Origin of the sequence: Collinsella aerofaciens, assembly GCF_039062315.1 — a bacterium.
Lineage (GTDB): Bacteria > Actinomycetota > Coriobacteriia > Coriobacteriales > Coriobacteriaceae > Collinsella > Collinsella aerofaciens_BG.
Window position 1 is genome coordinate 18,440 of sequence record NZ_JBCJBG010000016.1, and the last position, 23,531, is coordinate 41,970.

Consider the following 23,531-nt stretch of genomic DNA (forward strand, 5'->3'; position numbering starts at 1 on the left):
AACGGAGGTGCGCCCGGCAAGGGAACCGGGCGCACGGGAGGGAAAGCGAGGCTACTCGCCGAGCTTGGGATGCAGCAGCGACGGCGCAGCGCCGAGCAGCATCTTGGTGTAGGGGTCCTGGGGGTGCTGGAAGACCTGCTTGGCCTCGCCCTGCTCGACGATCTTGCCGCCATTCATGACGATAATGTCGTCGGAGATGTAGCGGACCGTCTGGATGTCATGGCTAATGAACACCATGGCCAGGCCGAGCTCCTTCTTAAGATCGGTCAGCAGGTTGAGGATCTGCGCGCGGACCGAAACGTCCAAAGCCGAGGTGGGCTCGTCGGCGATGATGGCGTCAGGGTTCAACGACAGGGCACGGGCAATTGCGACGCGCTGGCGCTGGCCGCCCGAAAGCTGGCCGGGAAGAACCTCGGCGGCAGAACTGGGCAGACCGGTGAGCTCCAAGAGTTCCTTGACGCGCTTCTCCTGCTCGGCCTCGGTGCCCAGGTTGTGGACGCGCATGGGATCGAGCAGCTGCTCGCGAACGACCATGCGGGGGTTGAGTGCCGTCGCGGGGTTCTGGAACACGACCGAGATGACGCGGCCCATGTGACGACGGTCCTCGGCGGTACGCTTGGTGACGTCCTTGCCCTTAAAGTAGACCTTGCCGCTCGTGGGGGCTTGCAGGCCGCACATGACGTTAGCCGTGGTGGACTTTCCGCAACCGGACTCGCCGACGATGCCGATGGTCTGTCCGGGCATGAGCTTAATCGTTACACCCTGGACGGCGTGAACCAGGTTGGGGTGCAGAATCGAGCCGGTACGGGTCCTAAAGGTGACGTGGACGTCATCAAGGAAGATGATCGGCTCGACGCCGTTGACTGCGGTCTCGCTCATCTACATCACCTCCGCGTGAGGGGTCAAACCATTTGCCTTGAGCACCTCGTCGGGGAGCTCGGAATAGAAGTGCTCGGTGCCGGGCACGCGCTTGAAGACCGGACGGGTGTCCAGGCCGATGCGCGGATGGCTCGAGCGGGGCGCGAAGCGGTCGCCCTTGGGGAAATCGCGCGGGCTCGGAACGGCGCCGGGAACCTGGTGCAGGCGGCCCGAACCGCTCTCGATGGACAGGACGGAACCCAGAAGGCCGCGGGTGTACTCGTGAATCGGGTTGGTGAGCAGCTCCTTGGTGGGCGCCTGCTCGATAACCTGACCGGCGTACATAACCGTGATGTTATGAGCGACCTCGGCGACCAGTGCCAGGTCGTGCGAAACGAAGATCATGGCAAAGCCGAGCTTGGCCTGAAGGTCGTTAAGCAGCTTGATGACCTGCTTCTGGACGGTAACGTCCAGAGCGGTCGTGGGCTCGTCGCAGATGACCAGCTTGGGGTCGCGGGTAAGGGCCATAGCGATCAGAACGCGCTGACGCTGACCACCGGAAAGCTCATGCGGATAGCTCTCGAGCGTACGCTTGGGGTCGAGGCCCACGAGCTCCAGGAGCTCCTCGGCGCTACGGGTGCCGCCACGCTTGGTGAGCTGCTTCATCTGAGCGGAAATGAGCATGGAGGGGTTGAGCGAGGACAGGGCGTCCTGATAGACCATGGCGATATCGGTACCGCGCAGGCCGAACCACTCCTTCTTGCTCATCTTGAGCAGGTCGCGGCCCTCCCAGAGAACCTCACCGGAAAGATGCTCGTCATCGTCGGTCAGGCCCATGATGGCCAGCGTGGTGATGGACTTACCGCAGCCGGACTCACCGACCAGGCCCATGGTCTGGCCAGGACGGACGTCAAAGTTGACGTGGTCGACGACGTTGATGTCACCGTGGTGCTCAAACTGGATGCAGAAATCGCGGACCGAAAGGATCGGCTCGACGGACTCATCGGGCACATGGCGGTCGTTACGCTTGAGTTCGACATCACGCAGAGCGCCAAGACGGGCGGACAGGGACTGAGCCTGCTCCTTGTAAGCGCGAACGGGGTCGGAGACCAGCAGGTCGGCCTCACGGCGCTTGGAGGAGTCGGTCGGATCCAGGGCAGCGGAGGGAGCAGCGGCCATGGCGTCAGTAATGCCCTCGGAGAGGATGTTGAGCGCCAGGCAGGTGATCATGATGGCCAGGCCCGGGAACAGCGCCTGCCACCAACGGCCAGCGAGCACGCCGCCGCGGGCGTCGGCGAGGATGTTGCCCCAGGTAGCGGTGGGCTCCTGGATACCAGCGCCGATGAAGGTCAGCGAGGCCTCGAAGATGATGGCGTCGGCGACCAGGGTAACGGTGAAGACCATAATCGGGGCGATGCAGTTACGCAGAACATGCTTGATCAAAATCCACGGAGCCTTGGCGCCGGAAACGATGACCGCGCGGACATAGTCCTCGCCGTACTCGGACACGATGTTGGCGCGCACGATACGGGCAATCTGCGGAGTGTACATAAAGCCGATGGCGAAGATGATCGACGGCACGGAGTTGCCCAGGATGGAGACGAAGACGGCCGCGAGGGCGATGCCGGGGATGGACATGATGATGTCTAAGATACGCATGATCGTCTCGGAGACGGCCTTGCGCGAAACCGCTGCAAGGGCGCCCACGACCGAGCCGCAGACCAGAGCCATGGCAGTGGCGCCAAAGCCGATGATCAGCGAGTAACGACCACCGTAGAGCATACGCGACAGAATGTCGCGGCCCTTATCGTCGGTACCGAAAATAAATCCGTTGCCGGGAGCCTGGCGAGCCGTAAAGATCTCGACCGGGCTATAGGGGGCAAGAAGGGGCGCCAGAATCGCAGTCAGGGCGACCAGCACCAGCACGACGGCTGCAATCTTAGAAGACAGCGTCATCTTCTTCCAGCCACCGAGCCTGAGCCCCTTAGAGGCAGCCTTCTCGAGCTGCTCGGTTTGCTTCTCTCGAATCTTTACCATAATCTACACCGTCCTGATGCGCGGGTTGATGAGCAGGTAGAGCATGTCAACCACGATGTTGATGATGATGAAGGCAAGAGCAACGACGATAACGACGCCCTGAACCAGGTTCGCCTCGTTGCCCTGAACGCCCTGCAGAATCGCGGTGCCCATGCCGGGGAGGTTGAAGATAACCTCGATGACGACGGCGCCGCCCATGAGGTAACCGATCTTAAGACCGAGGGTGGTGACCGGGGTGATCAGCGCATTGCGAAGAACGTTGATGCCGACGACGACCTTCTCGGGAACGCCGGCGCCGCGAGCCATACGGACATAATCCTTATCGAGCTCCTCGACCATGGCGGTACGCACGATACGAGTCATCTGGCCCGTCAGCGGAAATGCCAAGGCGATAGCGGGCATGATCATACGTCCCAGATAGCCAACCGGATTCGTGGTGAAGTGAGGCAGAGCACCCGATGCCGGGAGCACCTTAAGGTAGGAAGAGAACAGCAGGATCAACAGAACGGCAAGCCAGAACGACGGGGTTGCCAAGCCGGCGATGGAAAAGACGCGGATCACTTGGTCCGGCCATTTGTCGCGATACAGTGCCGCGATGACGCCGAGCAAAAACGAAACGACCGCACCGATGGCAAGACCGATGAAGGTCAGCTGCATCGTGACGGGCAGGGCCGTGGAGATGCGCTTGGCAACGGAGTTGCGAGCAGCACCATAGGTGCCCATGTCGCCATGGATCAGATCGCCCATATAGCGCACGTAGCGCACGGGCCAGGGGTCGTCCAGACCATACTTCTCATGGTACTCGGCAACCGCCTCGGGCGAGGCACCGTCACCCAACGCCGTGTAGGCGGGGTCGGTCTTGGAGAACGACATAAGGAAGAACACCAGGACGGTGACGCCCAATGCCATGATCGGCAGCGCCACAAGACGCCTTCCAATCAAACGTAGCAAGTTGTTCACGTTCTCTCCCCTTTCTTTTGTCGGTAGGACCAACTGGTATATGAGTACGGATACTCATTACAAGACCCGAGCGACATCGTTGCCGCCCGGGTCTTTGTTTCAACTATGAGGATACGGTCCCAACGACCGACATCCTGCATACAGACTCAAGCGAGTCTTACGCCTTGACGGTCGCAACGCCCCTGAAGGACATGCTCGTCGTGCCGATGCCCTTGAAGCCATCGAGGGCCTCGCCGTTGGGCGCAGTGGACGGATCGTCCCAGGAAGCGGAGACGGTCTTGACGTGGACAACGGGGTACAGAACGGCGTTGTCGGCAATGATGTCGAAGCACTCGTTCCACTTCTTCTGCTGCTCGTCGCCCTCGGCGGCAAGAGCCTCGTCCATGAGACCGTGGAGCTTCTGCCACTCAGCGGACTCCTTCCACGGGCAACGGGTCTGCATCCAGACGTTGTCGCCGTACCACCAGTTGAGCAGCAGGTCGGGGTCGGCGCCGAAGCAGGAAGGATCGCCAGGGGCAAGGAGGATATCGTAGGCCTCGCCGCCGTCGATGGCAGCGTAGGTAGCCGGCGAGGTATCGGTCTGGATGGTCACATCGAAGCCGAGAGCGTCGAGGTCGTTCTTGACCTGGGCGGCCATGCCCTTAATCTGCTCGTTGTCGGTGGTGCGCAGGGTGATGGCACCCGGGGTGATGCCAGACTCCTCGATGAGCTTCTTAGCCTTCTTGGCGTCGGTCTTGTACACCGTGGAAGCCTCATGATAGTTGGTGAAGCTCTTGGGCAGGTAGCAGCTGGCAGCGGTGGCAAGGCCGGCGAAGGTGTTGCTGACCATCTTCTCGGTGTCGAGCGCATACATGACAGCCTGACGGACCTTGACGTTGTTCCAAGGCTCCTTGGCGACGTTGAACATGATGAAGCGGGTGCCGAAACCCTGAACGTTATCGATCTTGCAGCCGGCGCTCTCGAGCTGGTCGACGGCGTCAGCGGTAACGAGCTCCATAACGAGCGTGGAGCCCTCCTGCTGAGCGGTAACGCGAGCGGTGGGGTCGGTCAGGATGCTGTACTGGATCTTCTTATCCTCGGCAGCATACTCACCGTTGTACTCGGGGTTGGGAACCAGGGTAATCTCGGTATCGGAGATAGAGTCGTACATCCAGGGGCCGGAGCCGATCGGCTGCTTGGCGCGATCCTCCTCGGTCTGGGTGGCCGGGGTAACGCGGACGATGGCCAGACGATCCTTGAGCAGGGAGAAGTTGGGGACCTTGGTCTTGACCGTCACGGTGCTGGCGTCCTTGGCCTCGATGGACTCGAAGGGCTGGAAGAACGGAGCATAGGTAGCGGAAGCGGCGCAAGCGGTGTAGGAGGCAACGACATCGTCAGCGGTGACCTCGGTGCCATCGGAGAACTTGGCGCCCTTGCGGATGGTGACCTCGAAAGTGGTGTCGTCCACAGACTTGGGATCGTCGGTGGCGAGCTCGTTGAAGGTGCTGTAGTCGTGGTAATCGATGCCGTAGAGGCCCTCGACGACGTGCCAGTTAGCACCCAGGCCCACAGCGGAGCCGGTGCTGGCGGGATCGAAGCTGGACGGAGCGTAAGCGGAACCAGCGGTGATCACGCCGCCGCCACGGTTGGCGGAATCGGTGGAACCGGAAGCGGAACCCTCGTCGCTAGAGCTGCCACCGCAGCCGGTGAGACCAAGCCCTGCGACAGCAGCGACGCTGCCGGTGAGGCCGAGGAACGAACGCCTGGACATACCCTTGTTGATGATGGCCATGTCTTCTCCTATCAATAGAGAATCTTACTCGGGAGCACCTAGACTTGCCCCCGCGCAACTTGCGGACGATATATACCTTACCTACCGACGTACCCAACTGAGGTGCCGCGCTCGGCGACCGATACATACATACGCTTGAACGGTATTTACTACCGTTCACCGAATTCATTGACAAACGATTCGCCAGACAGTATGTATCGGCGAGGTGAGATATCAGTCTTCGTCAACCCGCAGGATAGCAGGGTTTTCGCTTGGGTTAGTCAAACGTTTTAGCGTTAATAAAACCCGAAACCAGCAGGCAATCATGGCGAAATAAATGGTTGAAAATCGCGCAATCATGTATATCAGTTGTTTAGACTCGTGTTTAGCTATCGGAATGGCCAGCCGCCGCCTCGGCGCGCTCGGCATTCCATGCAACGAGCGCCTCGTGGACCGCCTTGGCAACATCGGCAGGTATGCCGCGAACTTCCGCGATCTCTTGCTCGCTCGCCGCGCGCAAACGCTTCATCGAGCCAAAATGGCGCATAAGGGCACGTTTTCTGGTGGGTCCCACGCCTGGAACGTCATCGAGTACCGAAACCGTCATGGCTTTATCGCGCAACTCGCGGTGGAACGTAATGGCAAATCGGTGGGACTCATCGCGTACCTGTTTAATTAGATAGAGCGAAGCAGACCCGGTCGGCAGCACGACAGGAGTCTCGTCCCAGGGCACAAAAACTTCCTCGTCGGCCTTCGCCAAGCCACAAACTGGTATATCGAGCCCAAGAGCCTCAAGTTGCTTGATCGCAGCGGTCAATTGCGGCTTACCGCCATCGACAACGAGCAAATCGGGGCGCGAGCCAAAGCGCTCGTCGGCCATGCGCTCGGGAGCATAGCGTCGTCCCAAAACCTCGGACATCGACACGAAGTCGTTTGCCTCGTCCAATTCGGCCTGAATTTTAAAACGACGGTACTGGCTCTTGTCGGCGCGCCCGTTGGTAAACACCACCATCGAGGCGACCGTAAAGGTGCCATGCAGCGTCGAGATATCGAAGCACTCGATACGCAACGGCGGCGATGGCAGCGCCAACGCACTTTCGAGCTCCAGGAGCGCTTGATTGGTGCGGTCGTCAGCGTACCCCGTTCGCATCATGTAGCGCATGAGGGCATGGCGCGCATTTTTGGATGCCATATCGAGCAGACGGTGCTTTTCGCCACGCTGCGGCCTATGGAGATGGCAGGAACGCTCACGCTTGCCCGCAAGCCACTCCCCCAGCGCCTCCGCATCCTCAAGCTCGACGGAAAGGTTGACCTCAGCTGGAATATCAGCCGTCTCGTCGTAATAACGCTTAAGAAAGCCCGACTGGAGCTCTTCCTCGTCAACATCAAGACCCTTGTCGAGAATGAACTCGCAGGTGCGAACTGTTCGGCCCTCGCGAACGACGAAGACGCAAGCGGCGGAGATGGTCTCCTCGCGATAGAACCCGATGACATCGATATCGACACTGGAGGGAAAAACGACTTGCTGACGATCGTCCAGACCCCTGATGACCTCCAAACGACGTTTGACGCGTGCCGCGCGCTCAAAGTCGAGCGCCTCGGCGGCATCCGTCATCTCGGAGGTCAGCTCATCGACGACATCCTTGCGATGGCCCGACAAAAAGCGCTCGACACGCTTGACGTTCTTGGCATAGTCTGCCGGGGAAATCGCGCCGACACATGCACCCGGGCCGCGCCCGACATGGTAGTCAAAGCAGGGACGCCCGTTTTGCGCGCAAATCATATTGACGATGTCTTCCTCGCCCTTGTGGGACTCGACGATACGACGACAACGACGCCACTCCGCACAGGATACGGAGCAGATGGGGATAACCTTGCGCAGCGTATCTATCGTCTCACGTGCCGCACGGCTATCGGTATAGGGTCCAAAATAGCGCGTTCCCGGCTTATGACGCTCACGCGTATATTTGATAGCGGGATACAGGTCGCCCTTTGTAATGGCGATAAAGGGGTAGCTCTTGTCATCCTTGAGGTCGACGTTAAAGTACGGATGGTACTGACCAATCAAATTGCGCTCGAGCACCAACGCCTCATGCTCGGTCTCCACCACGATATAGTCAAAGCTCGCCACCAGCTGCATCATCAGCGGGATCTTTTGACGCTCATCCTGCAGTGTCACGTATTGGCGCATACGGGCGCGCAGGTTTTTCGCCTTGCCCACGTAGATGACATCGCCCTTGGCATCCTTCCAAAGGTAGCAACCGGGTTGTGTGGGAACGCGCGAAACCTGTTCGGCAAGCGTTGGAATGTTGTCGTGACCGGCCACGCGCACCTACTTGCGACGAAGCAGCGCCGAGACCTCGGGCATCTTAAGGACGGCGGCAAGGCCAAAGGTAACAGCAAGCGAGACGACACCCGCAACGCAAACATAGCCAAGAGTAATCAGAATCGAGCCGCCAAGTGCCCCGACAAAGTGCTCAAGCGCCCACATGACGCCGGCGCCTGCGGCAGCACCCAGGCCACCGAGCAAAAGGCCAAAGAAACCGCCATGCAGGATAGATTTGACCTGAAGGCCACGCAGACGACGACGCAGCCACCACAGCGAACAACCGACCAAGATCACGTAGTCGACGACATACGAAAGCGCGATTGCCGGCATGCCGAAGCCCAGCACAACGCCAAACAGCAGAACCGAGCCGGCCTGGCCGATGGCAGAATACAGGCAATAGCGGCTATAGGGCTTCATGTCGAGCAAGGCAGAGAAGCTCTTCTGCATCAACACGACCACACCGTAGAGCGGCAGCGAGAACGCCAGGTAGACAAGGAACTCGGACACCAGCGCCACGCCGGATTCATCGAACTTGCCGGCACAGTAAATCATGTTGAGCGGACGCGCGAAGACAATCAGGTACAGCGCGAACGGAATCAGGAAGAACAGCATCTGGGCGACGCCACGCGAAATGCCCGTGCGAACGCTGTCGTAATCCTTCTCCTGTGCGTCGTGAGAGAGCTCGGTATAGAGCGCCGTCGAAAGCGAGGCGGCAATCAGCGCGTAGGGCAGCGTGTACCACAGGCGCGCATAGGCGATGACGGAAGGGCCAGTCTCGGGCTGGACCACCAGCGCGGCAGCGTTGGTGATAGAAGTCGAGACAAACATGCACACCGTGGCGAGCAGCGTCGGGATACCGAGCGCAATCGTCTGGCGCAGCGCGGGGTCCTTAAAGTCGATATGGATATGGGGATGCACGCCGTGCTTGCCAAGCGCGGGGATCTGACATGCCATCTGAACAAAGACACCGAGGGTCGTACCGGCCGCAATCAAGATGATGCCGGCACGTTCGCCAAACTGTGCGGACACGGGCGCAAAACCCATAAAGCTCGCAATGACGATCACATTGTTGAGGACCGGGGCAAACGTCGACCAGAAGTAGTCGCGATGCGCGTTGAGAACGCCCGAGAACACCGAACCCAAACCATAAAACAGAATCTGGATGGCAAAGAAACGGAACATGAACGCAGCGGTATCCATGCTGCCGCCGTCACCCGAAAGGAACGATTGCGTCCAGATAAAGCCCGGGGCGAACACGGTCCCCAGCAACGAAATGCCACCCAGCACCAAAAGCAGAATGCCAAGCAGGTTGCCCACGTACTCGTTCGAGGCCTCGCGACCCTGCTCACGCCTCACGCCCATGTACACGGGCAAAAACGCCGTCACGAGCATGCCGCCCATCACGAGTTCGTAGAGCATATTGGGCAGGTTGTTGGCGACCTGATAGGAGGACGAGAGTAGCGACATGCCGATAGCGGCCGCCATTGCCCACGTGCGGATAAAACCGGTGACGCGAGACACGATGGTCAGGATGGTCATAAGCCCGGCGGAACGACCAACCGTGGAGTAGTCCGACGAGCCCATGTCGTCAGTGTCATCTCGCGACGAAGAAGCTTCGGACGAGGGTGTCTGAGGCGCAGATTTTCTTGCAAAATGAGCTCCGCGCTTCAATTCTTCCTGCGGCATCGCTCAGTCCTCTCTCGTAATCGCGGCAACCGTCGCCCCGCAAAATGCAATTAAATCATCGGGTGCAAGCTCGAGCTGATAACCACGCTTGCCTCCCGAAATAAAAATGGTATCCCAAAGGACACACGTCTCATCAATGAGCGTCCGGTAGCGTTTTTTCATACCGACCGGGCTGCAGCCGCCGCGAACGTAGCCAGTCGCCGCAAGCAAATCCTTCACATGCATCATGGCCAAGGACTTCTCCCCCGCGGCACGCGCGGCGGACTTTAGATCGAGCTCGTCGGCAACAGGGATGCAGCACACGACATAGTCGTTGGACGGTGTCACACAGACCAAAGTCTTAAATCCTTGACCGGGCTCCTCGCCAAGCTGCTCCGAAATCGCGACACCCAGGCCCACCGACTCATCGCCATCGTCTTCGTACGTATGTAGAACATAGGAAATGCCGGCGCTTTCCAGCTCGCGCATCGCATTGGTTTTTGGCGTCTTTACAGCCTTTGCCATGACATATCCTTTCCCTCGCATTCGGACGCAAAGATTAAGTATATGTCCAATTCGGCTGCATACGTCACTTCGGCACAGCAAGCGCCATCGAATCACAAGGAGTCGATGGCGCCCATAAACTGAATCGCCTATTTATTGAGCATCAAGTTGAGCCTGACGCTCCCGGTCGCGCCTGAGCAACGGCGCCAAAAACTTGCCCGTATAACTCTGCGGACAGTCCGCAACCTGCTCCGGTGTGCCCGAAACCACGACGGTTCCGCCGCCGTTACCGCCCTCGGGACCCATATCGATCAGGCGGTCGGCAACCTTGATGACATCAAGGTTGTGTTCAATCACCAGCACCGTGTTGCCCGCATCGACCAAGCGCTGTAGCACATCGAGCAGCTGGCGGACGTCCTCAAAATGAAGGCCGGTCGTCGGCTCGTCCAAAATATAGAACGTCTTGCCCGTCTGGCGTCGATGAAGCTCCTTAGCGAGCTTCACACGCTGCGCCTCGCCGCCCGAGAGCGTCGTGGCGGGCTGGCCTAGGCTCACGTAGCCCAAGCCTACATCGTACAGCGTCTGGAGTTTGCGCTTAATCTGCGGGATATTCCCAAAGAAGGCCAGCGCCTCGGTGACGCTCATGTCTAGCACGTCCGAGATGGTCTTGCCACGGTAGGTGACCTCGAGTGTCTCGCGGTTGTAGCGTTTACCGCCGCAAACTTCGCAAGGAACGTAGATATCGGGAAGGAAGTGCATCTCGATCTTGATCTGTCCGTCGCCCTTGCACGCCTCACAGCGCCCGCCACTCACATTAAAGGAGAAACGACCCGGCGAGTAGCCGCGCGCCTTCGACTCCGGCGTACTCGCAAACAGCGCGCGAAGATCATCCCACAGGCCGATATAGGTAGCAGGGTTGGAACGCGGCGTGCGGCCAATCGGCGACTGGTCGATATCGATAACCTTATCGATACACTCGATGCCCTCGATTTTCTTATACGGACCCACAGGGCGCGTCGAACGGTGAATGGCATTCGTAAGGGCAGGCGCAATGGTGTCGGTAACCAGGGAGCTCTTGCCCGATCCCGACACGCCGGTAACAACCGTAAGCGTACCAAACTCGATCTTGGCGGTAACGTTTTTGAGGTTGTTGGCTCGAGCGCCCGTAATTTTAAGGCAGCCGCGACCGGGCTTGCGCCGTTCATCAGGCACCCGGATCATTCGTTTGCCGGTCAGATAAGCGCCCGTCATCGACTCAGGACAAGCCATGATATCGGCAGGCGTTCCCGCCGCGACTACGTGTCCGCCGTTGACGCCGGCGCCGGGCCCCATGTCGATCACGTAGTCGGCGGCACGGATTGTATCCTCGTCGTGTTCGACGACGATAACGGTATTGCCGATATCGCGCAGGCGCTCGAGCGTCTTGATCAGGCGCTCGTTGTCACGCTGATGAAGACCGATCGAGGGCTCATCCAGAATATAGAGCACGCCCATGAGACCCGCGCCGATCTGCGTTGCCAGGCGAATACGCTGCGCCTCGCCACCGGAAAGCGTCGCCGAGGCACGATCGAGCGTCAGATAGTCGAGTCCAACATCGACCAGAAAACGCAAGCGCTCCAGGATTTCCTTGACGATGCGCCCGCCGATAAACTGTTGGCGCTCGGTGAGCTCCAGGCCCTCAAAAAACTCGAGCGACTCACGGCACGACAGGCAACAAACCTCGTAAATGGACTTGCCGCCCACGGTGACGGCGAGCATCTCAGGGCGCAAACGAGCGCCGTGGCAGCTCGAGCACGGTTCCTCGCGAATGTACTTCTCCAAGCGCGCCTTGGTGTTCTCGTTCGTCGTCTCGGTATAGCGTTCGTACAGGATGTTGCGAACGCCCGAAAACTTGGTATCCCACTGGCTGCGACGTCCGTCGAGCTTTTGGTAGTCGACCGAGATCTTCGTATCGCCCAGGCCATCCAAGAATGCACGACGCACGCGAGGGGACAAGTCCTCCCACGGCGTATCGGTGCTCACCTTAAAGTGTTTGCAGACCGCAGCAAAAATCTGCGGATAGTAGTTCGAATTGCCAAACAGGCTACCAAAGACTCCGTCGGCAATGGACTTCGAGGGGTCCTCGATCAGCGCCTCGGCATCAACGGTTTTCTTAAAGCCCAGGCCGTCGCACTCAGGACATGCGCCATAGGGAGCGTTGAACGAAAAATCACGCGGCTGCAGGTCATCGATGGAGTGTCCATGCTCCGGGCACGCTAACGCCAGCGAATACTCCAGCAACTCGCCTTCGGTCCCCTCGGGAGCGTCGCGGTCGGGCAGCAAGTATACGTTCACATTGCCGTGCGCCAGCGCAGTCGCCTGTTCAACGGACTCGGCGATACGGCCCAGCGAGTTCTCGCGAATCACGATGCGGTCGACCACGACCTCGATATCGTGCTTGAATTTCTTATCCAGATCGATCGGATCGTCGAGCGAGCGCACTTCACCGTCGACACGCACGCGGCTAAAGCCCTCGGCGCGAAGGTCCTCAAACAGCTTGGTGTACTCGCCTTTTCGCCCGCGCACCACCGGTGCCAGCACAAACGCGCGACGGCCCTCCCCCGCCGCCAAGACCTTGTCGGCAACCTGGTCGGTCGTCTGGCGCTCAATGACGCGGCCGCATTCGGGACAGTGCGGGGTGCCCACACGGGCGAACAGCAGGCGCAGATAGTCATAAATCTCGGTTACGGTGCCAACCGTCGAGCGAGGGTTTTTAGACGTCGTCTTTTGGTCGATCGACACCGCCGGCGAAAGGCCGTCGATTGAATCCAAGTCGGGTTTGTCCATCTGGCCCAAGAACTGGCGCGCATAGCTCGAAAGGCTCTCGACGTATCGACGCTGGCCCTCGGCATAGATAGTGTCAAATGCCAGCGAGCTCTTGCCCGAGCCAGAAAGACCGGTAATGACCACGAGTTGGTCACGCGGAATGGAAACATCGATATCGCGGAGGTTGTGCTCACGAGCGCCGCGAATAACGATAGAAGAATCAGACATGGAAGCTCCTTGCCTCCTATTGTATCGAATCATACTGCCGATGAGTTTAGCGCACTCGACGCGCACAGATGTTCGTAATACAAGATTCGCAGACCTTTAGCTTTGCGTATCGGGCGCTTTGTTTCTCGAAATGCCGTGGAAAGGTTACAGTAATCTAATACTGAACTTAATTTGCTGTAACAGAGGAACGTCCATGACCGAAGATATCCCCCTTGAAATCACTTCGAGTGACATGGCCAATCTGCCCATATTCATCGCCGCCCTTATCGTAGCCGCCGTCGTCGTGCGCGTGTATTTTTCAATCAAACGCAATGAAAAGCCGCCCATTGCCCGCGCCTTTTGGTGCGCGACGCTCCTCATTCCGCTCGGTGTGGTGGCTGCCTGGATTACGAATCAAGTGCTTGTAAACGAGGACAGTTCCCTATGGATCCTTTCCTATTCAGCGCTCAGTGCCGCTGCCGTCATGCTCCTTGTCGAGCCCTTGGTATCGAGATTCATCGACCAATCCGATTTCGCAACGGGAACGATTGCTTGCACCTGTCGCGACGTTCTCGTCATCGCCGCGGTTTCGGTGCTCTCGTTCGTTTCGCTCGAAATCGCCTGCAACGACACGTTCTATCGCATTCCAGCAAACTCATTTGGTTTTTCCGTCGGGCTGCTCGCGACGATCCTGCTCTCTCTTTATTTGCTAGGACAACGGCACGGAGGGGTCATGACCCTTGTGCCCATCGTCTGCTGCATCCTTGGCATTGCCGAGCACTTCGTCGTGACATTTAAAGGCGAAGCCATCCTGCCGAGCGATATTTTGGCCCTGGGCACCGCAGCGGAGGTAAGCGAAGGATACGAGTTCGCCTTTACCGCCGGTATCGTCACATCGCTCGCGCTGCTCGAAATCTCCTTTGGGCTTCTTTCGCTCATCCGGCCGCGAAAACTCCGTACGCCCTCTCGCGTCTTTCCCGTCATTGCCGGCAATCTCTGTGCCTTCCTGCTGGTGACTGCCGTGGGTCTCTCTAGCTTTTCCAGCATCGACTTGGAACAGGCGCTCGACTTTGGATTTGACCGTTGGCAGCCTATTACGACGTATGTGTCTCAGGGCTTTCTCACCTCGTTCACCGAAATGGTCAACGAACTGCCCATAGAAAAGCCCGCAGGCTATACGTCTGATGAAGCCCAGGACATCGAGCGGGAGCTCGCCGCCGCCTATGACAGCACGTATGGCTCGAGCGAGCAGCGTGCCGCCGCCGTTGCTCAATTCAATGAAATCAAGCCGACAATCGTCGCCGTCATGAACGAAAGCTTTAGCGACCTTTCGTGCTTTGAGCAGCTCCAGGCGGCCGGGTATACCGGCCCTGCGTTTTATAACTCGCTTCCCGACACGCTCGTACGCGGCACTATGCTCGCCTCGGTCGCAGGCGGCGGAACAGCGAACTCCGAATTTGAGTTTTTGACCGGAGCTACGACCGCCTTTGTCGGAGTGGGCAAGATTCCCTATCAGCTTTATCAGATGAATGATGTCAGCAGCTTGGCAAAGGACCTTAAAGAACTTGGATACACCGCCACTGCCATGCACCCGCAAAACCCCGTTAACTACCATCGAGATAAAATCTATCAGCAGCTGGGCTTTGGAGATTTCCTATCTATCGCCGATTTCGAAGGTGCACCCTATTACCATGCCGGCGTATGCGACTACGCCACCTATGACAAGATACTCGACCTGCTGAGGACCGACGACGCTCCGCAGTTCATCTTCGATGTCACGATGCAAAACCATGGCGGATACGATGTCGGCACCGTTCCCGCCGAAGAGCTGACAAACTATTGGGTCGAGGGAGCCAGCGAGGGCGCCAATAGCGCGCTCAACACCTATCTCACCTGCATCAACGCATCCGACCGGGACCTCGAGTACTTTATCAACGAGCTCCGCAATATCGGCAGACCGGTTGTTCTTGTCTTTTTTGGCGACCATCAGCCGAGCGCCGCAACGACTCTCAACGACGAGCTGTACCCTCAGGAAGATACGGCAAGCCACGCTTTCCGTATCCATCAGTCGACCTATTTCGTCTGGGCCAACTATGAAATCGCCGGCAATACCGAGCTCAACGTCTACGACACCGTCGGGGCAAACGAGATTGCAGCCATTACCCTTAATAAGATCGGCGCCCCGCTCACCGACTATCAAAAGGCTCTGCTTGCAACAAGGTCAGATGTGCCCACCATCAATGTCGCCGGCTATCTTGGTGCCGACGGGCTGCGCTACGACTTGGAATCTGAAGACAGCCCATACACCTCGACGATCGACAAGCTGCAGCGCATGCAATACCTCGAGTTCGCCAGCAAAGTTCAGTAAGCCCGCCCATTCGCTTGGGCCCATCGTATTGCAAGCACGCTCGGCCCAAATGCATCGCAAATGACTCCCGCTCGCAAACGAGGGTACAATGACGCTCGTGTCACATCGCGGGGCCCCGGCCCCAACATATACAAAGGAGTCATACATGGGTTGCGAGCACGCACAGGCCGCCGGCGGACAAACGTCGCCGTCGCAATTTGAGGAAAATACGTTGTCCGAGGTCAAGCGCGTCATTGCCGTGCTTTCCGGCAAGGGCGGCGTCGGCAAGTCGTTTGTCACCGGCGCCATCGCCACCGAGCTCGCCCGTCACGGCCACAAGGTCGGCGTCCTCGATGCCGACATCACCGGTCCCTCTATCCCCAAGATGTTCGGTATGAGCGGACGCCACGTCCATGCCCTTGGCAACCTTATGCTGCCCGAAATCTCCGAGCACGGTGTCAAGGTCATGAGCTCCAACCTGCTGCTCCAAAACGAGACCGACCCCGTCCTTTGGCGCGGTCCGGTCATCGCAGGCGCCATTAGGCAGTTCTGGAGCGAGACCTCGTGGGGCCCCATCGACTACCTGCTGGTCGACATGCCTCCGGGAACAGGCGACGTCGCGCTCACCGTCTTCCAGTCGCTGCCCGTCGATGGCATCGTCATCGTCACGAGCCCGCAGGATCTAGTCTCGATGATCGTCGCCAAGGCGGTCAACATGGCCGAGAAGATGAACGTCCCCATTCTGGGCATTGTCGAGAACATGAGCTATATTGAGTGCCCCGACTGCGGCAAGAAGATCGAGGTCTTTGGCAAGAGCAAGCTCCCCGAGGTCGCAGAGCGCTATAACCTCGACATCTTGGGCCAGCTTCCCATTAATCCGGCACTCGCCGAGGCCTGCGATAAGGGCGAGGTCGAGACCGCGCTGCCCGATGGCATGTTGCCCAAGGCAGTCTCTGCCGTCGAGGCCATTACCCCGCACGAGACCGACGAGGCCTAAGTGAACACGAGCGCCTTCTATGACGTCCTGGTAATCGGCGGCGGGGCTTCAGGCCTCGCCGCCGCCATTACGGCCGCGCGCGCTGGCAAAAGCGTCTGCATCGTTGAGCGCGATGTCGCCTGCGGCCTTAAGCTCCTTGCGACCGGCAACGGCCGCTGCAACCTCTCCAACGAATCGATTGATGCTCAGCGGTATAACCACCCTGCATTCGTCGAATCCGTCATCGGGCCCCAGCCCGAACAAGAGCTTATGAGTTTCTTCTCCTCGCTGGGCATCATGACAACCTCCGAGGAAGGCCGGCTGTACCCGCGCTCCCTTCGCGCCGAATCGGTGCGCAACGCGCTTCTCAACGTTTGCGACCGCCTAGATATCACCTTAATCTGCGGAGCCAACGTTGTCTCGGCGCACAAAGCTTCCGGAGGCTGGGCACTCCAAATAGACCGTCCAGCGCGGGCGCTCAAGGCAAAAAAGCACGACGACCGAAAATCGGAGCTCCGCTCGCTTCGGAAAGCGCTCGCCGATGTTCCTCGCAAGAACGAGGCCCCGCAGGCACATACCGTAATTATCGCCACGGGCGGCAACCCCACCGGTATCGCCGATACGTTTCGCCTCCCCCTCACTTCGCAGCGCCCCGTCCTCTGCCCCGTGTCGGCATCGGTCGTTGGCGACCAGACGGCCCTCAAGACCTTGGATGGTCTGCGCGTCCACGCCCGCTTGACGCTCGCCCGTAATCATAATGAGCTCTGGCACGAAGACGGTGAAGTGCTGTTTCGACCCTTCGGTATCTCGGGCGTCGCTGTCTTCAACCTCTCTCGTCGTATCCAGCACGGCGATACGATCCTGCTCGACGTTTTCCCCGACCTCTCCAAAGACGAGTTGCTCGATATGCTTAATCGGCGCGTTGAGCTACTCGGCGGCTTTTCGCCCCGCGATCCCCGTTGGCTCGACGGCATGCTCGCCCCGCAACTCTCCCGCGTCGTCTGCACAGCGTTCGAGCAGTGCCATCCAGGTTCCAACGATGTCATCCACCTGGTCTCGATCCTCAAGCACTTTAAGTTACTCGTCGAGGGAACAGCCGAGGAGCGCTCGGCGCAGGTCACGCGTGGTGGCGTATCTGTCGAGAGCATCTCAACACCCAGTCTGCGCGCGCGCAGCGCTGTCGACGCCCCGCTTTACGTCTGCGGCGAAGCGCTCGACATCGACGCCGATTGCGGGGGCTTTAACCTTGCGTGGGCCTGGCTCTCGGGCATTCGCGCTGCAAGCAGCCTGTAGCCGCGCAGTCTATAATCAAAAACGCATTCGGGCCGTCTGGGATACCGGACGGCCTCTTTCTTGCCTCTAAGGAGACCTCGATGATCGAAATCACCCAAGTCAACGCATCGCTCGATGAAGCCGGCGATGAAAATGCCTGCCTCGTTGTTGGCAAGCGAGTCGCCAAGCGCGTCCTACGTTGCAAGGACTCCGAGATCAAGTCCATCGAGCTCCACCGCAAGTCAATCGACGCTCGCAAAAAACGAGACGTCCATTTTATCCTGAGCTTTCGTGTTGAGCTGACTAGTCCCCACCTCGAGCGAGAAGCGGTCGACAGCGTTGCCGAGCGTGACCGCTCGCGCGTACGCGCGATAGAAGACTATGAGCCTTCATTCCCCTCCCCCGTCTCCGACGCACCTCAAGAACGCCCTGTCGTTGTCGGCGCCGGATGCGCCGGCCTTTTCGCTGCGCTCACGCTCGCCGAAGCAGGTCTTAAGCCCTTGCTCATCGAGCGCGGCGACCCGGCATTTCGCCGCTCGCATGCGATCGACCTCTTTCTAAAGGAGCGCATCCTCGACCCCGAGAGCAATATCCAGTTTGGTCTGGGCGGCGCGGGGACCTTCTCGGACGGCAAGCTCAATACGGGAACAAAAAATCCCGCCCATCGCCTTATCCTCGAAACCTTCGTCGAGGCGGGTGCGCCCCGCGATATTCTGTGGGATGCCAAGCCGCACATTGGCTCCGACATCCTTCCCACGGTTGTCAACGCTATATCCCAGCGCATCGAGCAGCTCGGAGGTGTCGTCCTCTATCGAACGAAGCTCATCGACATTCGCATCGACGCGTCTGGCGCCATCACCGGTATTGATGTCCAATCGTCCCAAGACGCCGCTTACGAGCCAATCGAGACAAAGCACCTCATCCTCGCCTGCGGGCATTCTGCTCGCGATATTTTTGAGCTCCTTAAGGACCACAACGTGGCCCTCGCACAAAAGACCTTTGCCATGGGCGTTCGCATCGAGCATCCGCAACGCGACATCGACCGAGCCCAATATGGAGCCTCGGCGGGACATCCAGCGCTCGGGGCGGCCCCCTACAAACTTGTTGCCCATCTTCCCAACGGCCGCAGCGTGTTCTCGTTTTGCATGTGCCCCGGCGGGCAGGTTGTCGCCGCCTCTTCCGAGCAGGGCCACCTGTGCGTCAACGGCGCCAGCCTCAATGCCCGCGACGGCCGTAACGCAAATGCCGCCCTGCTCGTTAACGTCACGCCTGAGGACCTTCCCAACGATGACCCGCTCGCCGGCATCGAGCTCCAGCGTGCCTGCGAGGCGGCCGCCTATCGCCTGGGCGGTTCCAACTGGAACGCACCGGCACAACTCGTCGGAGATTTCCTCGCAGGACGCGCCAGCAAGGCGCCCGGAAAGGTAAAGCCCACCTATCCGCTCGGTGTGACCTGGACGGCAATTGACGAAGCCCTACCGCAGCATATCGTCGAGTCGCTCCGCCTGGGACTTCCCCTACTCGGAAAAAAGCTACGAGGCTACGACCGTCCCGATGCCGTTCTTACCGGCGTGGAGACTCGTTCGAGCTCACCGGTCACTGTCACCCGAGACCGAACGTGCCATGCCGTGTCGACCCCGGGCCTCTACCCTTGTGGTGAGGGAGCTGGATATGCCGGCGGCATCATGAGCGCGGCCACCGACGGCATCCGTTGTGCCGAAGCCCTGATCGCAGACCTCTAACGCACGAATTCCAGCACGCAAAAGACATAGGCCCCGAGCTCCACAGGGAACTCGGGGCCTGTTCGCTATTTCTTAAACCGTGCACCCTGGCGTTTTCTGCCCGATGCGAACGTGGAACCCTTGCGGGCCTGCGAACGTAAGCGCTCGATCGTCTCGTCCTCAGACGCACCCTCGAGCATCGCCCGAATCTGAACGACGGCATCGCGCAGGCGCGCCGCCTCCTCAAAGTCCATGGCGGCAGAAGCGTTACGCATGTCCTCTTCCATGGTTTCGACGATCCGCACAAGCTCGTCATGCGGCAGTTCTTCCAGCTGCTCCGCAAGTGTCTGCTCGGGCGCCACCGTTTCCGGCACGCCGCCCTCACCCGACTCATCGGGCGTATAGAATGCGCCATGGCCAAGAGAGTCGCCCTTCGAGCGCCCCTTGGAACCCACAGTTTTTTCAGCCTCGGCAATAAAACTTGAGATGTCGTTGATGGCCTTGCGGACCGTCTTGGGCACAATGCCATGCTCTTCGTTATATGCCATCTGAATCTCACGACGGCGCTGCGTCTCCTCGATGGCTTCTTTCATCGAATCGGTCACAACGTCTGCATACATGATGACTTCGCCATCGGCGTTACGGGCCGCACGGCCAATCGTCTGAATCAGCGAACGGCGGTTGCGCAAGAAGCCTTCCTTATCGGCATCGAGAATTGCCACCAGTGAGACCTCGGGAAGATCCAAGCCCTCGCGAAGCAGGTTGATGCCAACGAGAACATCGATCTTGCCCTCGCGCAGCGTTCGCAGGATCTCGACACGGTCCATTGTCGCCGTATCAGAGTGCATGTAGTTGACCTTAATGCCGGCGTCGAGTAGATGGTCGGTCAGGTCCTCAGCCATGCGTTTGGTCAGCGTGGTCACCAGCACGCGCTCCTTGCGGGCAACGCGCTCGCGAATCTCGTCCTCAAGATCGTCAATCTGGCCGCGAACTGGACGCACGTCAATCTTGGGGTCGAGCAGGCCGGTCGGACGAATAATCTGCTCCACGTCGTTTTGGCTCACCCGCAGCTCGTAGTCGCCCGGAGTGGCCGAAACATAGATAAACTGGGGTATCCTCGCCTCAAACTCATCGAAACGAAGCGGACGGTTATCGAGCGCCGAGGGCAGGCGAAAACCGTGTTCCACCAGCGTCACCTTACGCGAGCGGTCACCTTCGTGCATGCCGCGAATCTGCGGCACCGTCACATGGCTCTCATCGATGATGCAGAGCATATCCTTGGGAAAGTAATCGATTAGGGTAAACGGCGGCTCACCCGGCTTGCGACCGTCCAGATGACGCGAGTAGTTCTCGATGCCGTTGCAAAAGCCCATCGTCTCGAGCATCTCAAGATCATAATCGGTGCGCTGCTGCAGACGCTGCGCCTCGAGCAACTTGTCGGTCGCCTTGAGCTCCGCCACGCGCTTCTCGCACTCTTCGCTGATCGATTTCAGAGCTGCCTTGACTTTCGGCTTCTCGGTCACGTAGTGCGATGCCGGCCATACGGGGATGGCCTCGTACTCACGAAGCATCTCACCGGTGACCTCATCGATCTCGGCAATCAGCTCGACCTCGTCGCCAAAGAACTCAAACCGCAACGGATGCTCGGCATAAGGCGGATACACGTCGACAACATCGCCGCGCACGCGGAACGTGCCACGTGCCAGGTCATAGTCATTGCGATCATATTGAATGTCGATAAGTGCATGGATAAAGTCATCGCGCTCGAGCGGCACCTTCTTGTCGACGTTTGGAGCCAGACCCGCATAGTCCTCAGGAGAGCCAATGCCATAGATACACGAGACCGATGCGACAACGATCACATCGCGTCGAGAGAGCAGTGACGCGGTCGCTTGATGGCGCAGCATCTCGACCTCTTCGTTAATCGAGGAGTCTTTCTCGATATATGTATCGCTTTGCGGCACATACGCCTCGGGCTGATAGTAGTCGTAGTACGAGACGAAGTAGACCACAGCATTATTGGGAAAAAACTCTTTGAGCTCGCTCGCAAGCTGAGCGGCGAGCGTTTTATTCGGAGCCATGACCAGCGTCGGCTTTCCCAGGGCCTCAATAGTCTTTGCCATCGTGAAGGTCTTGCCCGAACCAGTCACACCCAGCAAAACCTGATAGCGGTCTCCGTCCCTCACGCCCTGCACAAGCGACTCAATGGCCTTAGGCTGGGAACCGGCAGGCTCATAGGGAGAGACGACTTCAAACGGCACCTCAACGCCCTCAACGCCAAAGCGCTTAAGTTCACCACCAACGCGTTCTACTTCAAATTCCGCCATGGATACTCCTAACTCATACATCTGCAGTATACGCAGGCGGTGGGCTTAGTCCTATACGAACCGATCGGGATAGAGAGTCTTATATCGAACCCAGGCATTATTGACGCGAATCAGATAAGCCTGAGTTTCAGGGAAGGTAATCGCATTATGGAGTGACGTGTTCTGCTGCGCCCATCCGTCGACATTGCCCATACCGGCGTTATAGGCGGCAATGGCACTATCCGTCGACCCGTTGAAATAGGTTAGAAGATACGAGAGGTATGCGCAGCCAAACTCGATATTCGTAGCCGGATCGTTAAGATTGTCGGCCGAATACTCCCCTCCGTCGACAAGACCCTTGGCGATCATATCCTGGGCAGTCTCGGGCATCAGCTGCATCAATCCCTGAGCACCCTGATTCGACTCGGCCTCGGAATCCCAATTCGATTCCGACTTAATGACAGCGCACACCAGATACGGATCCAGATTATGCGAAATACTGGATTGTTTTACATACGCCTCGTAGTCAATCGGATACAGCGGCTTAAAGAAAGCGGCAGGAGCACACGAGTAGACGAGCGAAATAAGGCCGAAGACGAACACAACGGCAAGTGGCGCCACGCGATACCACGTAAAGAAACGTGTCTTAGGCATCGGCCTCCTCCTTATCCACGACATCCCCGAAGCCATGGCGCGCAAGCCATGCGTCAAGTTGTTCAAAGAGCGAGTTATCGCCTGCCGCATTATCAATCACCGTTGTAGCGAGATTGCAAAGCGAAGCCTCATCAGGCTGGCATGCAGAGCGCGCATCAAAATCAGAGGACTCCATACCACGATGAATGGCACGCTCGCGACGAACTGCTAAAGGAGCGCTGATAACCAGGATTTCATCTGCCAGGCCAAAAGCATCCTCAAAACCAGTCGGGGCAGAAACCTCAACAACCGCAAAGGGGAAACGGGGGGACGAAACCGTGCAGCAAACCGGATCAAGAATCCTCAATGACAGCTGTTCGATGAGAACCGGATGAACGATGTCGTTGAGCCGCGCAACTGTATCAGGAGAGGCGAAAGCTCGAGCAGCGAGAACATTGCGGCGAATGCCGCCCTCCCCGTCCAGAATGTCCCAACCGAATTCTTCGGCGAGGGCATTGACGATATCGGAGCCTGGCACATACAGCGATTTGGCAAGCTCATCCAGATCGATAAGCATGGCGCCATGAGATTCGAGATAGCGGCAGGCAGTCGACTTTCCCGAAGCAATATTGCCCAAGACAAAAACGGTAAACATCAAGTCCTCCCTAACGCCAATGGGAGTTATTATCGCGCAAATACAAAAGAAGGACTCAAAATACAGCCAAACAGTAAGACAAGCTAAACGAAGGCGAGTTCTTGTATTACAACTCTCTATCAAACGCAAAAAAGGGGGAGGCCGCGAGGCCTCCCCCTTCTCAGTTCGATGACGGCTCGGTGCCGTCCACCGGTCAGCGGCGCCCTGGCCTCCCACGGGCTGACCCCGCAGTACTCTCGGCGCGATGGGGCTTAGCTTCCGGGTTCGGAACGGGACCGGGCGTGCCCCCCATGCTCTGGCCGCTGACCGGTGGGCGGCGCCCACCGTTACGGTGTCCGGTGTCACATCTACGTGCCCTGGGGGCCGCATGGCGCATAGGGGAGATGACTCGGGGGCATCCTCGTGCCCGGACCGCGCTTCAGAGCGCATGTCCCGCGGGCCGCGAGGTGCGGTTCCGGAAGAGCTCGGGCGATTAGTGCGGCTCGGCTGAGGACGTCGCCGCCCTT

At 58.8% G+C, this 23,531-nt stretch carries 15 protein-coding genes and 1 rRNA gene; 4 read left to right on the forward strand and 12 right to left on the reverse strand.

Annotation, left to right across the window (positions count from 1 at the left end):
• Positions 1-51 precede the first annotated feature (51 nt).
• The 8 genes from ABCP74_RS07890 to uvrA all read right to left on the reverse strand — a co-directional run bounded on the left by ABCP74_RS07890 (position 52) and on the right by uvrA (position 13,136).
• On the reverse strand, positions 52-879 hold the full coding sequence (locus ABCP74_RS07890; protein WP_006236159.1) for an ABC transporter ATP-binding protein: 828 nt from the start codon (positions 877-879) through the stop codon (positions 52-54).
• On the reverse strand, positions 880-2,895 hold the full coding sequence (locus tag ABCP74_RS07895) for a dipeptide/oligopeptide/nickel ABC transporter permease/ATP-binding protein (RefSeq protein WP_343001471.1): 2,016 nt from the start codon (positions 2,893-2,895) through the stop codon (positions 880-882).
• Positions 2,896-2,898: 3 nt separating this feature from the next.
• Entirely contained in the window at positions 2,899-3,855 is a 957-nt protein-coding gene (locus tag ABCP74_RS07900) for an ABC transporter permease (protein WP_035138896.1), read from the reverse strand.
• Positions 3,856-4,012: 157 nt separating this feature from the next.
• Positions 4,013-5,626: an ABC transporter substrate-binding protein gene (locus ABCP74_RS07905; RefSeq protein ID WP_035138897.1), complete on the reverse strand. Its 1,614-nt coding sequence runs from the start codon at positions 5,624-5,626 to the stop codon at positions 4,013-4,015.
• A 364-nt stretch (positions 5,627-5,990) separates the two neighbouring features.
• Entirely contained in the window at positions 5,991-7,931 is a 1,941-nt protein-coding gene (gene uvrC / locus ABCP74_RS07910) for an excinuclease ABC subunit UvrC (RefSeq protein WP_343001473.1), read from the reverse strand.
• 6 nt (positions 7,932-7,937) lie between these two features.
• The gene (gene murJ / locus ABCP74_RS07915; RefSeq protein ID WP_117766040.1) at positions 7,938-9,518 is read right to left on the reverse strand and encodes a murein biosynthesis integral membrane protein MurJ; all 1,581 of its coding nucleotides are present in this window, start codon (positions 9,516-9,518) and stop codon (positions 7,938-7,940) included.
• A 105-nt stretch (positions 9,519-9,623) separates the two neighbouring features.
• Positions 9,624-10,124, reverse strand: a complete 501-nt coding sequence (ybaK, locus tag ABCP74_RS07920) for a Cys-tRNA(Pro) deacylase (RefSeq protein ID WP_006236166.1) — start codon at positions 10,122-10,124, stop codon at positions 9,624-9,626.
• Positions 10,125-10,256: 132 nt separating this feature from the next.
• The gene (uvrA, locus tag ABCP74_RS07925) at positions 10,257-13,136 is read right to left on the reverse strand and encodes an excinuclease ABC subunit UvrA (protein ID WP_343001474.1); all 2,880 of its coding nucleotides are present in this window, start codon (positions 13,134-13,136) and stop codon (positions 10,257-10,259) included.
• A 193-nt stretch (positions 13,137-13,329) separates the two neighbouring features.
• Here uvrA and ABCP74_RS07930 point away from each other — a divergent pair, with 193 nt between their 5' ends.
• The 4 genes from ABCP74_RS07930 to ABCP74_RS07945 all read left to right on the forward strand — a co-directional run bounded on the left by ABCP74_RS07930 (position 13,330) and on the right by ABCP74_RS07945 (position 19,452).
• On the forward strand, positions 13,330-15,483 hold the full coding sequence (locus tag ABCP74_RS07930; RefSeq protein WP_343001475.1) for an LTA synthase family protein: 2,154 nt from the start codon (positions 13,330-13,332) through the stop codon (positions 15,481-15,483).
• Positions 15,484-15,628: 145 nt separating this feature from the next.
• Complete coding sequence (locus ABCP74_RS07935; protein ID WP_022094864.1) at positions 15,629-16,459, forward strand: Mrp/NBP35 family ATP-binding protein; 831 nt, start codon at positions 15,629-15,631, stop codon at positions 16,457-16,459.
• Positions 16,460-17,731, forward strand: a complete 1,272-nt coding sequence (locus ABCP74_RS07940) for an NAD(P)/FAD-dependent oxidoreductase (RefSeq protein ID WP_343001476.1) — start codon at positions 16,460-16,462, stop codon at positions 17,729-17,731.
• A gap of 80 nt (positions 17,732-17,811) precedes the next feature.
• Positions 17,812-19,452, forward strand: a complete 1,641-nt coding sequence (locus ABCP74_RS07945) for an NAD(P)/FAD-dependent oxidoreductase (RefSeq protein ID WP_343001477.1) — start codon at positions 17,812-17,814, stop codon at positions 19,450-19,452.
• A 65-nt stretch (positions 19,453-19,517) separates the two neighbouring features.
• Here the strand turns inward: ABCP74_RS07945 and uvrB are convergent, their stop codons facing one another.
• The 4 genes from uvrB to rrf all read right to left on the reverse strand — a co-directional run bounded on the left by uvrB (position 19,518) and on the right by rrf (position 23,332).
• Positions 19,518-21,758, reverse strand: a complete 2,241-nt coding sequence (gene uvrB, locus ABCP74_RS07950) for an excinuclease ABC subunit UvrB (RefSeq protein ID WP_343001478.1) — start codon at positions 21,756-21,758, stop codon at positions 19,518-19,520.
• Positions 21,759-21,809: 51 nt separating this feature from the next.
• Entirely contained in the window at positions 21,810-22,391 is a 582-nt protein-coding gene (locus tag ABCP74_RS07955) for a lytic transglycosylase domain-containing protein (RefSeq protein ID WP_343001479.1), read from the reverse strand.
• Positions 22,384-23,025, reverse strand: a complete 642-nt coding sequence (gene coaE, locus ABCP74_RS07960) for a dephospho-CoA kinase (RefSeq protein WP_343001480.1) — start codon at positions 23,023-23,025, stop codon at positions 22,384-22,386. Before coaE ends, ABCP74_RS07955 begins: the two co-directional genes overlap by 8 nt.
• A 191-nt stretch (positions 23,026-23,216) precedes the next feature.
• Positions 23,217-23,332 (reverse strand): 5S ribosomal RNA (rrf, locus tag ABCP74_RS07965).
• Between the last annotated feature and the right edge of the window lie 199 nt (positions 23,333-23,531).

Coding starts and splice junctions, on each gene's coding strand:
- ABCP74_RS07890 (WP_006236159.1), bottom strand. CDS start 879: ATGAGCGAGACCGCAGTCAACGGCGTCGAGCCGATCATCTTCCTTGAT.
- ABCP74_RS07895 (WP_343001471.1), bottom strand. CDS start 2,895: ATGGTAAAGATTCGAGAGAAGCAAACCGAGCAGCTCGAGAAGGCTGCC.
- ABCP74_RS07905 (WP_035138897.1), bottom strand. CDS start 5,626: ATGGCCATCATCAACAAGGGTATGTCCAGGCGTTCGTTCCTCGGCCTC.
- murJ (WP_117766040.1), bottom strand. CDS start 9,518: ATGGGCTCGTCGGACTACTCCACGGTTGGTCGTTCCGCCGGGCTTATG.
- ybaK (WP_006236166.1), bottom strand. CDS start 10,124: ATGGCAAAGGCTGTAAAGACGCCAAAAACCAATGCGATGCGCGAGCTG.
- uvrA (WP_343001474.1), bottom strand. CDS start 13,136: ATGTCTGATTCTTCTATCGTTATTCGCGGCGCTCGTGAGCACAACCTC.
- ABCP74_RS07930 (WP_343001475.1), top strand. CDS start 13,330: ATGACCGAAGATATCCCCCTTGAAATCACTTCGAGTGACATGGCCAAT.
- ABCP74_RS07935 (WP_022094864.1), top strand. CDS start 15,629: ATGGGTTGCGAGCACGCACAGGCCGCCGGCGGACAAACGTCGCCGTCG.
- ABCP74_RS07945 (WP_343001477.1), top strand. CDS start 17,812: ATGATCGAAATCACCCAAGTCAACGCATCGCTCGATGAAGCCGGCGAT.
- uvrB (WP_343001478.1), bottom strand. CDS start 21,758: ATGGCGGAATTTGAAGTAGAACGCGTTGGTGGTGAACTTAAGCGCTTT.
- ABCP74_RS07955 (WP_343001479.1), bottom strand. CDS start 22,391: ATGCCTAAGACACGTTTCTTTACGTGGTATCGCGTGGCGCCACTTGCC.
- coaE (WP_343001480.1), bottom strand. CDS start 23,025: ATGTTTACCGTTTTTGTCTTGGGCAATATTGCTTCGGGAAAGTCGACT.